This is a genomic window from Salmonella sp. 32082101201600294FB01SM01, from assembly GCF_017572865.1.
Lineage (GTDB): Bacteria > Pseudomonadota > Gammaproteobacteria > Enterobacterales > Enterobacteriaceae > Salmonella > Salmonella enterica.
Genome location: NZ_JAGESB010000005.1, coordinates 53,988 through 69,198, shown reverse-complemented (window position 1 = coordinate 69,198; position 15,211 = coordinate 53,988). Strand labels below are relative to the sequence as shown.

The window sequence follows — 15,211 nt, the reverse complement described above, 5'->3', positions numbered from 1 at the left end:
GATGAATGACATCTGGTGGCAGACCTACGGCGAGGGAAATTGTCATCTTGTGCTGCTGCACGGATGGGGATTGAACGCGGAGGTATGGCATTGCATTCGCGAGGAACTCGGCTCGCATTTTACGCTGCATCTGGTCGACTTGCCGGGCTATGGCCGTAGTTCGGGGTTTGGCGCTATGACGTTTGAAGATATGACGGCGCAGGTAGCGAAAAACGCGCCGGACCAGGCTATCTGGCTTGGCTGGAGCCTGGGCGGCCTGGTGGCGAGTCAGATGGCGCTCACCCACCCTGAACGCGTTCAGGCGCTGGTGACAGTCGCCTCTTCGCCATGCTTTAGCGCGCGTGAGGGGTGGCCGGGAATAAAACCGGAAATCCTCGGTGGATTCCAGCAGCAGCTTAGCGACGATTTTCAGCGCACGGTGGAGCGTTTTCTGGCGCTGCAAACGTTAGGGACGGAGACGGCGCGTCAGGATGCCCGCACCTTAAAAAGCGTGGTGCTGGCGCAGCCTATGCCGGATGTAGACGTGCTCAATGGCGGACTGGAAATCTTAAAAACGGTCGATCTACGAGAAGCGCTTAAAAATGTGAACATGCCGTTTTTGCGTTTGTATGGTTATCTGGACGGTCTGGTGCCGCGTAAAATTGTGCCTTTGCTCGATACGTTATGGCCGCACAGTACATCACAGATAATGGCGAAGGCGGCCCATGCGCCGTTTATCTCGCATCCGGCGGCGTTTTGTCAGGCGCTGATGACGCTAAAATCATCGCTGTAACCAGGGCGTTGCCGGGCCCGGACCATTCTGCCAGATTAATGGTTTTCAGATGCCAGATCGGCAGGCGCCAGCCCGGTAACCCTAAGCACGGTATCGCGATCGAAACCATCGTTTAGCATGGAGCGGGCAATGCGCAATGCGGCGAGCCGTTGGCCTTCCTGTTTGCCTTGCTGTAGCCCTTTCTGTAACCCGTTACGATGCCCTTCCTGACGTAATCTTTCTGCGATAGTCATGATCTTCTCCTTATGCTGTGGGATACGCATAGCCACCTGGCGGATAAACGTATTGAAGCGCGCGGCGTCGCCAGTGTGCATCATGTAATTAAACAAACTTTGAAGCTGGGTGTCATTAGCGTATCCCTTAACCAGTAGGGCGACCAGCTGTTCGACAAGCCCCATTAGATCACGCTGGCGGATGTGTTTTTGTATGAGTTCCAGCAGCGCGACCCGTCGGTGCCGCATAATCTCGTCATCCGGCACGACCGTAATATCGACCAGAGGAAAGGCGGTGGCGTATAGCTTACGCGCCATCACCGGGTCGGCAAATTCATCCAGCCAGCATAATGAGAACGGATACGGGCTTCGGTTTCCGTGGTAAAACAGCATTGGCACCACTAACGGCAACGTCTTATGCCCGGCCTCCAGGTGCCGTTGCATTGCAGCCATCGCGTAACGCATCAGCCGAAATGCCATATGCGCGTCCGGCGTACTCTGATGTTCAATAACCACGTAAATGTAACCTTCACCTTCACTTGTTTCCAGCGACCAAAGAATATCGGAATAATGGGGGCGTAAATCCTCTTCAATAAAGCTACCGGACTCCAGCCGTAACGTATTCAGATTACAGATTTGACGTAATGTCGTCGGGAGATGAATTTCCAAAAAATCCCGTGCAGTATCGGGGTGGCATAAAAACTGTTTGAATACCGCGTCATGCGGCGTGGATGTTGTTGAGGTCGCCATATCGATCCGTCATCGGTGAAATTCAATGGCGTGACACTACGCGCAGACCGTGCTGATTGCAGTAGAGGATTAGTGCGCTTGCGAGGCGCATGGGGAGATAAATGCGCACGGCGGTAACGCTTTCATCTTTGTGGAAGGCATGACGCAAAATTGCCCGGCAGCGTGACGCGTACCGGGCAACATAACGCGGGATAAAGGCCGGATAAGACGCGTTACGTCGCTACCCGGCGAAGGCTAACGCAAGGCCCACCATTCGCGCAGGCAGGCTTTACCTTCCGGACAACTTTTACAGCTGCCTGAAAGGCAGCCGTCCGGTTCTTCCGGGATACGTACCGCTTTACCCATGATCTCCAGTTGATTCAGCATGGCGTCGATCATGGGCTGCGGAGCGTGCAGCGTATGGCTGATTTGCGTTGCCTCCATACGCCCCCGTAGCGCCAGTAGATCGCGAACCTGTATCAATGAAGCCATTTTTTACATCCCTTAGTGACAATTGCCCGCAGTGCCCGAACAACAGGAACTGACGTTTTTGCGGGTTGCCAGCAGTTCAATGTCTACACGGCTGCGGGCGCGGCGCAACAGGCTTAACACCACAACGTTAAAGACGATCACTGCCAGAATACAGATCAGGCTGTATGTCGGGTGTTGACTGAAGCTGGTAACCTGGTAGAACAGCGTGGCGAGCGAATAGGCGATATTCAGCCCCCACAGGATGGAGAAGCCCATCCAGCCGCGGCTGGACTCGCGGGCGATAGCGCCCATTACCGAGATACACGGTACGTAAAGCAGGACGAAAATCAGGTAACTGTACGCCGCTGCGGCGCTGCCGAATTTTTGACCCATCACGCCCATCGCGCCGGTCGCCATTTCGCCGTCGCCTTTACTCGCTTCGATCGGGTTAGCCAGTACGCTCAGGCTAAAGGTGTCTTTCAGGCTTTGCCAGGTATCGTCAACCGCGCCCAGCAGTTCATCGCCGAGGTGAAAGTCGGCAGGATTAAACGCTTCGTCCTGAATATTTTCGGCGGTGTAGAGCGTGTTCAACGTACCGACGACAACTTCTTTCGCCATAGCGCCCGTAAACAGACCCACGGTCGCTTGCCAGTTATCCTCATGGACGCCGATCGGTTTAAAGACTGGCGTGATGACGCGGCTTACGGAGGCGAGGGCGGAGTCATTAATGTTATCGACGATTTTGCCGCTCAGCGAGAAACTGTTAAACGCGCTCAGGAAAATACTCACGATGATAATGACTTTACCTGCGCGTAGTACAAAACCTTTCAGGCGTTGCCAGGTCTGGATGATCAGGCTCTTGATATGCGGGACGTGGTAAACCGGCAGCTCCATCACAAACGGAGAGGCTTCGCCGCGCATAATGGTATGCTTCAGCATCAGGCCGGTTAATACCGCCATGACAATACCCAGCACGTACAGCGAGAAGACCGCCAGCGCGCCGTTTTGCCCGAAGAAGGCGGCGGCAAAGACGGCGAAAATCGCCAGGCGCGCGCCACAGGACATAAACGGCGCCATCATGATGGTCATCAGGCGTTCGCGCGGAGCGTCAAGCGTGCGGGCGCCCATCACGGAAGGTACGTTACAGCCGAAGCCGACAATCAGCGGCACGAAGGATTTACCCGGTAGTCCCAGCGCCTGCATCAGGCGATCCATGACGAAGGCCGCGCGCGCCATATAACCGGAGTCTTCAAGGAAGGAGAGGAACAGGTACATCATCCCGATTTGCGGCACCAGCGGCAGGACGGTATTGATCCCGCCGCCAAGACCTTGCGCCAGGAAGATGGTTAACCAATCCGGGAAGTGCAGCGTGTAGCCAATCCATTGAATGCCATGAATAAAGATGGCGACGGAACCGGCATCAAACAGGGGTTGCAACGCGCCGCCGATGTTAATGGCGAGCAGGAACATCAGGTACATCACGAACAAAAAAATCGGTAAGCCGAGGAAGCGGTTCAGGATAATTTTATCGACCGCCCTGGTGAAGCGGCTGGGTTCGGCTGTCAGGGTATTGCTGACCACGTCGCAAATAGCGGCGATACACTGATAACGGGCGTCGGCGATATGCAGCGCCGGGTCGTCCATTTCGTCCTTCAGACGGGCCAGGGAGGTGTCCAGGTTTTGCGCCGCCTCGCCTGCGTAAGCCCGGCTGTAGATATCGCCCTCCAGCATTTGCAGACCCAGCCAGCGGCGCTGTTGTAAAGGCATCTCCTGGGCCATCGCGTCGGCCAGGAAATCCGCTTCGCGCAGCAGCGGCTGGGCATAATGCACCAGTTCGACGTTGTCATTAGCGTTGTGACGGTCAATGGCCAGTTTCAGCGCCTCGATACCGCGACCGCGAGTCGATACCAGCGGTACGACAGGGCAACCCAGACGCGTGGACAGAGCGTCGACATCAATACGAACCTGCTGTTTTTCGGCGATATCCAGCATGTTGAGCGCGACAATACAGGGGATACCCAGCTCCAGCAGCTGCAGCGTCAAATAGAGGTTGCGCTCCAGATTGGAGGCGTCTACAACGTTTATCAACAGGTCGGCGTCGCCGCTCAGGATGTAGTGGCAGGCGATCTGTTCGTCGAGAGAGGTTTGTGACGAGATGGTCGTCAGAGAATAGGTGCCAGGTAAATCTACCAGCGTGACCTGGTGGTCAGTTGTCGCGAACTGGCCCTCTTTACGCTCGACGGTGACGCCCGCCCAGTTCCCCACGCGCTGACGCGCGCCGGTGAGTTGGTTAAATAAGGTGGTCTTGCCGGAATTAGGATTACCAATTAAACCAATGGTTAATTTTTTCATTTTTATAGACTCACTGTATTAACAGGAAACCGCTTCCACTTCTATTAACGCCAAATCCTTTTTACGCAAAACCAGACTCACGCGTCGTGTTTCGATATGGATCGGATCGCCTAAGGGCGCGACGCGGACAACATTAAATGAAGAGCCGGGCAACATGCCGAGCGAAAGCAGTTTTTGACGATACGCCGGGCTGATTTCACGCGCAAAGCCGGTGATTTTCCACGCAGTGTCAGGAGTGAATTGCATACGACCTACTTGTTTCTTACTAACTGGATGTATACCTCATGCGGCGCTCAGGGGGGCGGCAGGAGACCCGATGTTTAGCCAACGAAGGAAAGAGTAAATAATCAACAACACAATGATAATGAGAATGGTTTCTATCTTCAACGATTAAAATGTGACGGAATGTACAAATAAGCGATAATTTGCGCCGATGTTGATATGGCTCAACATTTATTTGTCTTTTTGCAAATACCCCTAATGTGCAAATATTCACCGTTTTTAATGTTTAATTAAGGTTTCATCTGTTAATAAAGTGATAATTAATAGTGCGGATAGCAGAAGAAAATTAATTAACAGATTCTAATGGGTAAGATTTAATTGTTAATTAAAAAAGAAAGGGTTGGACGTATTGCAAAATCGCAGGCCGGATAAGAAGTAACCCGGCCTGCGTATTACCCGATTAGCGTTTTTTTCCCATTGCGGCTGCCAGCGCGTCCATCATGGCGCTGTTACCGGCTGGCTGGGCGTCACGACCGCGCGGTTTCGCCGCTTTAGATGCCGGGCGGTTGCCCTGAGCGCGATCGGCACCGCCGCCGCGGCGAGCGGCGGTTTCGCCGGGCTGTTCGTCCAGACGCATCGTCAGCGCAATACGCTTACGTTGCAGATCCACTTCCAGCACTTTCACCTTCACGATGTCGCCCGCTTTCACCACGGTGTGCGGATCTTCAACGAACTTATTCGAGAGCGAGGAGATATGCACCAGGCCATCCTGATGAACGCCGATATCGACAAACGCGCCGAAGTTAGTGACGTTAGTGACCGCCCCTTCCAGAATCATCCCCGGCAGCAGGTCGTTCATGGTTTCGACGCCATCGGCGAATTGCGCGGTTTTAAATTCAGGACGCGGGTCGCGGCCCGGTTTTTCCAGCTCTTTGATGATATCGCTCACGGTCGGCACGCCGAATTTATCGTCGGTAAAATCAGCGGCCTTGAGGTGACGCAATTCGTTGCTGTTGCCCATCAGATCTTTTAGCGCTTGCTGCGTCGCCGCCAGAATGCGTTCGACAACCGGATAGGCTTCCGGGTGGACGGTGGAGGCATCCAGCGGGTTATCGCCGTGGTTAATACGCAGGAAGCCCGCGCACTGCTCAAACGCTTTCGGCCCCAGACGGCTCACCTTCAACAGTTGCTGGCGGTTCTGAAACTGACCGTTCTCATCGCGCCAGGCGACGATGTTTTGCGCCATCATGCGCGTTAAGCCCGCGACGCGGGTCAGCAGCGGCACGGAGGCGGTATTCAAATCGACGCCGACGGCGTTTACGCAGTCTTCGACCACCGCATCCAGCTTACGCGCCAACTGGGTCTGGCTGACATCGTGTTGATATTGGCCGACGCCGATGGATTTCGGATCGATTTTCACCAGTTCCGCCAGCGGATCCTGCAGGCGACGCGCGATAGAGACCGCGCCGCGCAGGGAGACGTCGAGATCCGGAAACTCCTGCGCCGCCAGCTCAGAAGCGGAATACACGGACGCCCCCGCTTCGCTGACGATCACTTTCTGCGCCGTCACGTTCGGGAACTGTTTCTGTACGTCGAGATAGAAGCGTTCGGTTTCACGCGAGGCCGTACCGTTGCCAATCGCGACCAGTTCGACGTGGTATTTTTCGCACAGCGCGGCGATCACGGTAGCCGCTTTGGCCGCCTGACCGGTATGCGGATAAATGGTATCCGTCGCCACCAGCTTGCCGGTGCCGTCAACGACAGCGACTTTTACGCCGGTACGCAGGCCAGGATCAAGGCCCATCGTGGCGCGCAGGCCTGCGGGGGCTGCCATCAGCAGGTCGTGCAGGTTACGGGCAAACACGTTAATCGCTTCATCTTCCGCACGTTCGCGCACGGTGCCCATCAGTTCGGTTTCGAGGTGCATTAAGACTTTGATACGCCACGTCCAGCTCACTACGCCTTTGCGCCAGCTATCCGCCGGGGCGTTATTTAGCCGCAGGCCGAGATGGTCCATGATGATTTGCTCGCAGTAGCTCTCTTTCGGCGGCTCATCAAACTGTGGGTCGGCATTGAGCGAAAGTTGCAGAATGCCTTCGTTACGACCACGGAACATGGCCAGCGCACGGTGAGACGGGACGTTAGCAATGGGCTCATGATGGTCGAAATAGTCGCGGAATTTTGCCCCTTCTTCCTCTTTGCCGTTCACGACTGTGGCGACCAGATGGGCGTTCTTCCACAGGTAATCACGCACTTTCGCCAGCAATGCGGCGTCTTCGGCAAAGCGCTCCATCAGAATGTAGCGTGCGCCGTCGAGCGCGGCTTTTGTGTCCGCCACGCCTTTGTCGCCATCAATGTACTTTGCCGCTTCCACGTCAGGATCGTGGGACGGCTCGTTCCAGAGCAGATCGGCCAGCGGCTCAAGGCCGGCTTCAATGGCGATTTGTCCACGGGTGCGGCGTTTAGGTTTATAGGGCAGGTAGAGGTCTTCGAGCTCGGTCTTACTTAACGTAGCGTTGATGGCGCCAGCCAGCTCATCGGTCAGTTTGCCTTGTTCGGAAATGGACTTGAGGATGGCCTGACGTCTGTCTTCCAGCTCACGCAGATAGCCCAGACGCGTTTCCAGGTTACGCAACTGCGTGTCATCCAGACCGCCGGTGATTTCTTTACGATAACGTGCGATAAACGGCACGGTGTTCCCTTCGTCAAGCAGGCGAACGGCAGCTTCAACCTGCCCGGCATTTGCCTGGATTTCACCCGCAATAATGCGGCAGAAAGAATCATTCATCATGGGTTAGCTTCGTCTTCAGGATAAAAATCAGGGGATAGTTATACGGATTGGCTGGCAAAAATGCCAGCCATCAGCGGGGGCTTAGGATTCTTCTTGTCTTATTTGACGTATTCGATCGCATTGACGTACCAGTTTGCTTCGCCGACAGGGGTGTTGACCACCGCCAGATCGCCCACTTCTTTTTTCAATAGCGCCCGCGCCATCGGCGAGTCGATAGAGATGTAATCCTTACGTCCGAAAATTTCATCGTAGCCGACAATGCGGAACTTCAGCGTATCGCCGTCATCATTTTCAATTTCCACCCAGGCGCCGAAGAAGACTTTGCCCTCCTGCTGCGGGGAATAATCCACGATTTTGAGATTTTCCATGCATTTGGTCAGATATCTGACGCGTCTGTCGATCTCACGTAGGCGCTTTTTATTATACTGATAGTCGGCATTCTCGCTGCGGTCGCCCAGACTCGCAGCCCAGGTCACTTTTTTGGTGACCTCCGGGCGCTCTTCACGCCAGAGATAATTGAGCTCTTGTTTGAGTGTTTCGTACCCTTCGCGGGTGATCAGGGGCGTTTTCATCTCGTTGATTTACCTTTGCTGTCGATATTGCGCACACGGGGTATAACGTGATCGTCCCGACAGAATAAATAATGGGGTTGCCGATTAATTGTATATTTAAGCTGCTGTTAAATATGCTTTGTAACAATTTAGCCTGAAATTCATACCAGAATTTGCTGGTGACTCACGTGAGCTTTTTTAAGAATACACACTTACATTTGTTGCGAACCTTTGGGAGTACAGACAATGCAAGAGAATTATAAGATTCTGGTGGTTGATGACGATATGCGTCTGCGGGCGCTACTGGAACGTTATCTGACCGAGCAGGGCTTCCAGGTTCGAAGCGTCGCTAACGCCGAGCAGATGGATCGTCTGCTGACCCGTGAATCTTTCCATCTCATGGTACTGGATTTAATGCTGCCAGGTGAAGATGGTCTGTCGATTTGTCGTCGCCTGCGTAGTCAAAGTAATCCAATGCCGATCATTATGGTCACGGCGAAGGGTGAAGAGGTTGACCGTATCGTCGGGCTGGAAATCGGCGCCGATGACTACATTCCTAAACCGTTTAACCCGCGCGAGCTGTTGGCGCGTATCCGCGCCGTGCTACGTCGTCAGGCAAACGAACTGCCCGGCGCGCCGTCGCAGGAAGAGGCCGTTATCGCGTTTGGTAAGTTTAAACTGAACCTCGGTACGCGCGAGATGTTCCGTGAAGATGAACCGATGCCGCTGACCAGCGGGGAGTTTGCGGTACTGAAAGCGCTGGTAAGCCACCCGCGCGAGCCGCTCTCTCGCGATAAGCTGATGAATCTGGCCCGTGGCCGCGAGTATTCCGCGATGGAACGCTCCATCGACGTCCAGATCTCCCGCCTGCGCCGTATGGTGGAAGAAGATCCGGCGCATCCGCGTTATATTCAAACCGTATGGGGCCTGGGCTACGTCTTTGTACCGGACGGTTCTAAAGCATGAGGCGAATGCGCTTCTCGCCGCGAAGTTCATTTGCCCGCACGCTGTTGCTCATCGTCACCTTGCTGTTCGTCAGCCTGGTGACGACCTACCTGGTGGTGTTGAACTTCGCGATTTTGCCGAGCCTCCAGCAGTTTAATAAGGTTCTGGCTTACGAAGTCCGTATGCTGATGACCGATAAGCTGCAACTGGAGGACGGCACGCAGTTAGTCGTGCCGCCTGCGTTTCGTCGGGAAATCTATCGCGAGCTGGGGATCTCTCTCTACACCAACGAAGCCGCTGAAGAGGCCGGGCTGCGTTGGGCGCAACACTACGAATTCTTAAGCCACCAGATGGCGCAGCAATTAGGCGGCCCGACGGAAGTGCGCGTTGAGGTCAACAAAAGCTCGCCTGTCGTGTGGCTCAAAACCTGGCTGTCGCCCAATATCTGGGTGCGCGTGCCGCTGACTGAAATTCATCAGGGCGATTTTTCTCCGCTTTTCCGTTACACGCTGGCGATCATGCTCCTGGCGATAGGCGGCGCGTGGCTGTTTATTCGTATACAGAATCGACCGTTAGTGGATCTTGAACATGCCGCTTTGCAGGTAGGGAAGGGAATTATTCCGCCGCCGCTGCGTGAATATGGCGCCTCTGAGGTGCGCTCTGTGACCCGGGCGTTTAACCATATGGCCGCCGGCGTGAAACAATTGGCCGATGACCGTACGCTATTGATGGCGGGCGTCAGCCACGACTTGCGCACGCCGCTGACCCGTATTCGTCTGGCGACGGAGATGATGGGCGAGGAAGACGGTTATCTCGCGGAGTCGATCAATAAAGACATCGAAGAGTGTAACGCCATTATCGAACAGTTTATTGACTATCTGCGTACCGGTCAGGAAATGCCAATGGAGATGGCGGATCTCAATTCCGTGCTGGGCGAGGTGATTGCGGCGGAAAGCGGCTATGAGCGTGAGATTAACACTGCGCTTCAGGCAGGCAGCATCCAGGTGAAAATGCACCCGCTCTCGATTAAGCGCGCGGTGGCGAATATGGTGGTCAATGCTGCCCGTTATGGCAACGGTTGGATTAAGGTCAGCAGCGGCACTGAGTCGCATCGCGCCTGGTTCCAGGTAGAAGATGACGGGCCGGGCATTAAGCCGGAGCAGCGTAAACATCTGTTCCAGCCTTTTGTGCGTGGCGACAGCGCCCGTAGCACCAGCGGCACAGGGCTGGGGCTGGCGATTGTGCAGCGCATTATCGATAACCATAACGGGATGCTGGAGATTGGCACCAGCGAGCGTGGCGGATTGTCGATTCGCGCCTGGCTACCGGTTCCTGTGGCTCGCGTCCAGGGGACGACAAAAGAGGCATAAGAAAGGGAGGTATTACCCTCCCTTTCTTCTTAACGCTGGATGACGCAGTTCAAAGCCGCCATCCGGCCTGTTCCTTACAGCTTCGGTCCGGCGCTAACCAGCGCTTCGCCTGCCGGGGTATCCGTATACTTCTCGAAGTTCTCAATGAACAGTTTCGCCAGCGCGGTGGCTTTTTCCTGCCATTGTTCCGGCGACGCGTAGGTGTTACGCGGGTCGAGAATGTGGGTATCCACGCCTGGCAGTTCAGTCGGGATCGCCAGATCGAACAGCGGCAGACGGAAGGTTTCCGCGTTATCAAGAGAACCGTTCAGAATGGCGTCGATAATTGCGCGCGTATCTTTGATGGAGATACGTTTGCCGGTGCCATTCCAGCCGGTGTTAACCAGATAAGCCTGCGCGCCTGCTGCCTGCATACGTTTCACCAGCACCTCAGCATACTGCGTCGGGTGCAGCGTCAGGAACGCGGCGCCGAAGCAGGCGGAGAAGGTGGGGGTCGGTTCGGTGACGCCGCGTTCGGTGCCGGCCAGTTTAGCGGTGAAACCCGACAGGAAGTGGTACTGCGTCTGGTTAGCGGTTAAACGGGAAACCGGCGGCAACACGCCGAAAGCATCCGCCGTCAGGAAGATAACCTTAGTGGCGTGACCTGCTTTGGATACGGGCTTAACGATGTTATCGATATGATAGATCGGGTAAGAGACGCGGGTGTTTTCGGTTTTGGAACCATCGTCGAAATCTACGGTGCCGTCTTCGCGCACGGTGACGTTTTCCAGCAGCGCATCACGGCGAATCGCATGATAAATTTCTGGCTCAGCTTCTTTCGACAGTTTGATGGTTTTGGCGTAGCAGCCGCCTTCAAAGTTGAACACGCCGTCGTCATCCCAACCGTGCTCATCATCGCCAATCAGACGACGTTTCGGGTCGGTGGACAGAGTGGTTTTTCCGGTACCGGAAAGGCCGAAGAAGACCGCGACATCGCCTTTTTCACCCACGTTGGCGGAACAGTGCATTGAGGCGATACCTTTGAGCGGCAGCAGGTAGTTCATTACCGAGAACATCCCTTTTTTCATTTCGCCGCCGTACCAGGTGCCGCCAATAAGCTGAATACGTTCAGTCAGGTTGAACGCCACGAAGTTTTCCGAGTTCAGCCCTTGCTCTTTCCACTGCGGGTTGGTGCACTTCGCGCCGTTCATGACAATAAAGTCAGGTTTGAAGCCTACCAGCTCTTCGTCCGTTGGGCGAATGAACATATTTTTAACGAAGTGGGCCTGCCAGGCGACTTCCGTAATAAAGCGCACGGAAAGACGCGTGTCGGCATTTGCGCCGCAGAACGCATCAACAATGAATAAGCGTTTACCGGAAAGCTGATGCGTCACCAGATCTTTCAGGTGTTGCCAGGTTTCCTGGGAAAGCGGCTTATTATCGTTTTTACCTTTACCCTTATCGGACCACCACAGCGTATCACGCGTGGTGTCGTCGCGAACAATATACTTATCCTTAGGCGAACGACCGGTAAAAATACCGGTATCAACGGCAACAGCGCCCAGGTTAGTTAACACGCCACGCTCATACCCTTCCAGACCAGGATTAAGTTCTTCCTGATAAAGGGTGTCGTAGCTGGGATTGTAAACGATATCCTGGACGTCGTTGATACCATAAGCCTTGAGATCTTGCGGGGTTAAATTGTTAACGCGCATATCACTGCTCCTTAGCCAATATATATTACCGAAAATAGTAAGGTTTTTTGAGGTTGGTTAACCGCGACAAGGCTCATAGATTTACGTATCTGGACAAAATCACGATTGACGAAAAACACTGTGACTCCTGTCACGCAGCGGCGGTTATTATGGCAGGAAACCTACTTTTGTTGTGGAAAATGTTCTGAAAACGTTAAAAGGAAGTGTTTTTGACCGACATAATGTGACTGTAATCGCATTCATGTAAGAAAGTTACGTAACACCAACATTAACAATATCGATTCACCTCTCTGCGTTTTTTTCTGAATTATGCATGACGACGCCTGGCGGTGAACAGATGATGCAATAATGCGACTTTCTCATCATTCTGGATAACGACATGGAAAGTGTAGCGCTTTCACGTACTACTCGCTGGGGTATGTTGCTCACCGGTTTGCTGCAGGGCGTCTTGTGCTACCTGCTGATGGCCTGGCTGGTACCACAAAATAGCGACTGGCTGTTCTATGGTATGCCTGCGACGATAGCGTTGTCGTCAATGCTATTGCTTACCGTGGTCTCTTTTAAACAGCGCGCGCTGTGGGGCTGGCTGGGGCTGATCTTTGTGGTCGTGCTGGCAATGAGCGGCTGGCTGAAATGGCAGGTTGAGACGGTGGAGAAATGGCGCCTGGCCGAGCTCCTCTGGCTGTATGGTCTCCGGCTTGTGTTGATGGCGATGCTGGTATTACCCTGGATGCAATATCAGCTACATTCGCAAACCGGTTCGGCGCGTTATCCCCAGTTTTATATGCGGTTATGGCATAACGTACTGACATTGTTTATCGTCCTGATCGCTAACGGACTGTTCTGGCTGGTGCTTCTGCTCTGGAGCGCGCTATTCAGGCTGGTGGGCATCCGCTTTTTCAGCACCCTTTTCTTTGAAACGGAAGCCTTTATTTATGTGACCATCGGCCTGATTACGGCGCTGGCGGTCATTCTCGCCCGCACGCAGTCGCGCCTTGTGGCGGCGGTGCAAAAGCTGCTGACGCTGATCGCGACGGGTTTACTGCCGGTGGTGTCGCTGCTGGCATTGCTGTTTATTGTGACGTTACCCTTTACCGGACTGGAGGCAATTTCTGCGCGTGTTTCCGCTGCGGGGCTGCTATCCACGCTGACGCTGATGCTGCTGCTCCTCGTGGCGATTGTCAACGAACCGCAAAAGCGCGTATTACCCTATCCGCGCGTACTACGCGGCATGATTAGCGCCTCGCTGTGCGTTGCCCCGATATATATGCTGCTGGCGGGCTGGGCGTTATGGGTGCGCATTCAGCAATACGGCTGGACGCCGGATCGTCTGTATGGCGCGCTGACGGTGTCTGTCTTGCTGGTATGGTCCTTCGGTTATCTGATCGGTCTGTTACGCCGCGGACGCGACCCTGGTGAGTGGCAAGGTAAGGTGATACTGAGCGTCTCTTTGTTGACGCTGGTGATATTGCTGTTGCTGGCCTCGCCTGTACTTGATGTCTGGCGTATTAGCGTCAACAGCCATATGGCGCGTTACCATAGCGGTAAAATTACTGCGGATCAGATCAGCCTGTATATGCTGGATCACAGCGGCAAACCTGGCCAGGAAGCGCTGAAATCGTTGCGGGATGACGAGGCGTTTACGCAGAACAGAAAGCGCAATCGTGAACTGATGACGTTTTTGCAGAGAAAGAAGGTCTCTCCGACGGCGGACGATTTAGCGCGGGTGGTGATGATTGCGCCCGGTAGTCAGAAGCCGGATGCCGCATTTTGGGCGTTTGTCAAAGAGCAGCGTTATTCGGGCGCTTCCTGCCTTGAACCGGATGCCTGCGTGCTGGTGAGTCAGGATCTTAACGGCGACGGTCAGCCTGAGCAGGTGCTGTATAACTTTATTGTTGCCGAGAGCCAGGTCTACGGCTTAAAAGAGGGGAAATGGACGCAGAAAGCGTTCGCCCGATTGCCGGACGGGTTTTCTAAGACGCAACTGTTGCACGCGATTGCCGGGCATCGGTTAGACTCAGCCCCCAAAGCCTGGCGCGATATCATTATTGATGGTAAGCGGTTGGATGTGGATTACTACAACGAGTAAGCTTTTTGTCGGATGGCGGTATAAATGCCTTATCCGGCCTACGGAGCGGGATGCTGTAGGCCAGATAAGCGCAGCGCCATCAGGCAATGACGTTGCTGACTACGAGGCGATTAGTGAACCTGTGGATCGGCAGGAGAGGCGTTGTTACGGATCTCCGCGATATCCATCGCATTGAACAGGTAATGATTGCCGCAGTAATCGCAGTGCATATCGATTTCGCCTTCTTCCGCCAGAATGCTGTCCACTTCTTCATCCGGCAATGTTTTCAGCGCGCCCGCGCAACGTTCGCGTGAACAGGTGCATTTGAATTCAACATCTTGCGGATCGTAGAGCGTGACTTCTTCTTCGTGATACAAACGCCACAGCACGTCATTTGCCGGTAACGTCAGCAGCTCTTCGCTTTTAATGGTTTCCGTCAACATAGCCAGATGGTCGAAATCTTCCGCCTGCGCATTCTGTGCCGGCATCACCTGAAGCAACATTCCACCTGCCGCCGGTTTACCGTCGACATCGCCGGTACGGATAAACAGACGCGTCGGCAACTGCTCGGAGCGCAGGAAGTAATCTTCCAGGCACGCCGCCAGAGTATCGCCTTCCAGACCCACCACGCCCTGATAGCGCTCACCCTCTTCCGGCGTAATGGTGATCACCAGATAGCCGTTGCCAACCAGCGTTTTGAGATCCGCATTGTCAGGGATGTCGCCCTGAACGCGAGCCACGCCGCGCATCTGCTGCTGATTATTGCCATTGATCACCGCCAGGCTTAACGGCCCGTCGCCCTGGAGCTGTACCGTAATGTCACCGGCAAACTTCAGCGTTGCGGTCAGCAGGCTAGTGGCGACCAGCAGTTCGGCCAGTACGGTTTTCACCGGCTGCGGGTAGGTATGATTGTCGAGGATCTGTTGCAAGGTTTCCGAAACGGTCACCAGCTCGCCGCGAACGGCAAAGTTTTCAAACAGATAACGATGTAATTGGTCATGTTGCGGCATAATCATCTCTCTTGCGGGTGACAG

The 15,211-nt window shown here is 54.4% G+C and carries 12 protein-coding genes; 4 read left to right on the top strand and 8 right to left on the bottom strand.

Annotated features, from left to right (window positions below):
* Window position 1 precedes the first annotated feature (1 nt).
* A complete protein-coding gene (gene bioH, locus J4645_RS18625) occupies window positions 2–772 on the top strand; it encodes a pimeloyl-ACP methyl ester esterase BioH (RefSeq protein WP_023215166.1) in 771 nt (256 codons plus the stop codon).
* Window positions 773–807: 35 nt separating this feature from the next.
* On the opposite strand, the gene J4645_RS18620 is transcribed toward bioH, so the two are convergent.
* From J4645_RS18620 to greB, 6 genes are all read right to left on the bottom strand, one after another.
* Window positions 808–1,734: an Rpn family recombination-promoting nuclease/putative transposase gene (locus tag J4645_RS18620; RefSeq protein ID WP_000235956.1), complete on the bottom strand. Its 927-nt coding sequence runs from the start codon at window positions 1,732–1,734 to the stop codon at window positions 808–810.
* Between the two features lie 234 nt (window positions 1,735–1,968).
* On the bottom strand, window positions 1,969–2,205 hold the full coding sequence (gene feoC / locus J4645_RS18615) for a [Fe-S]-dependent transcriptional repressor FeoC (protein ID WP_000157589.1): 237 nt from the start codon (window positions 2,203–2,205) through the stop codon (window positions 1,969–1,971).
* 12 nt (window positions 2,206–2,217) lie between these two features.
* Window positions 2,218–4,536 (bottom strand): Fe(2+) transporter permease subunit FeoB, encoded by a 2,319-nt coding sequence (feoB, locus tag J4645_RS18610; RefSeq protein WP_023208273.1) that lies wholly within the window; start codon window positions 4,534–4,536, stop codon window positions 2,218–2,220.
* A gap of 18 nt (window positions 4,537–4,554) precedes the next feature.
* The gene (gene feoA / locus J4645_RS18605; RefSeq protein ID WP_001160955.1) at window positions 4,555–4,782 is read right to left on the bottom strand and encodes a ferrous iron transporter A; all 228 of its coding nucleotides are present in this window, start codon (window positions 4,780–4,782) and stop codon (window positions 4,555–4,557) included.
* A 436-nt stretch (window positions 4,783–5,218) separates the two neighbouring features.
* Entirely contained in the window at window positions 5,219–7,549 is a 2,331-nt protein-coding gene (locus J4645_RS18600) for a Tex family protein (RefSeq protein ID WP_023138606.1), read from the bottom strand.
* Between the two features lie 98 nt (window positions 7,550–7,647).
* On the bottom strand, window positions 7,648–8,121 hold the full coding sequence (gene greB, locus J4645_RS18595; RefSeq protein WP_000856695.1) for a transcription elongation factor GreB: 474 nt from the start codon (window positions 8,119–8,121) through the stop codon (window positions 7,648–7,650).
* 225 nt (window positions 8,122–8,346) lie between these two features.
* Between greB and ompR the strand changes: the two genes are divergently transcribed.
* Entirely contained in the window at window positions 8,347–9,066 is a 720-nt protein-coding gene (gene ompR, locus J4645_RS18590) for a two-component system response regulator OmpR (protein WP_001157751.1), read from the top strand.
* Complete coding sequence (gene envZ, locus J4645_RS18585) at window positions 9,063–10,415, top strand: two-component system sensor histidine kinase EnvZ (protein WP_001253818.1); 1,353 nt, start codon at window positions 9,063–9,065, stop codon at window positions 10,413–10,415. Before ompR ends, envZ begins: the two co-directional genes overlap by 4 nt.
* 74 nt (window positions 10,416–10,489) lie before the next feature.
* On the opposite strand, the gene pckA is transcribed toward envZ, so the two are convergent.
* Window positions 10,490–12,109, bottom strand: a complete 1,620-nt coding sequence (gene pckA, locus J4645_RS18580) for a phosphoenolpyruvate carboxykinase (ATP) (RefSeq protein WP_001265685.1) — start codon at window positions 12,107–12,109, stop codon at window positions 10,490–10,492.
* Between the two features lie 379 nt (window positions 12,110–12,488).
* Between pckA and J4645_RS18575 the strand changes: the two genes are divergently transcribed.
* Window positions 12,489–14,198 carry a DUF4153 domain-containing protein gene (locus tag J4645_RS18575; RefSeq protein ID WP_023215165.1) on the top strand — a complete coding sequence of 570 codons (1,710 nt, stop codon included), beginning with the start codon at window positions 12,489–12,491 and terminating at the stop codon, window positions 14,196–14,198.
* 110 nt (window positions 14,199–14,308) lie between these two features.
* Here the strand turns inward: J4645_RS18575 and hslO are convergent, their stop codons facing one another.
* A complete protein-coding gene (gene hslO / locus J4645_RS18570) occupies window positions 14,309–15,187 on the bottom strand; it encodes an Hsp33 family molecular chaperone HslO (protein WP_001135571.1) in 879 nt (292 codons plus the stop codon).
* Window positions 15,188–15,211 lie beyond the last annotated feature (24 nt).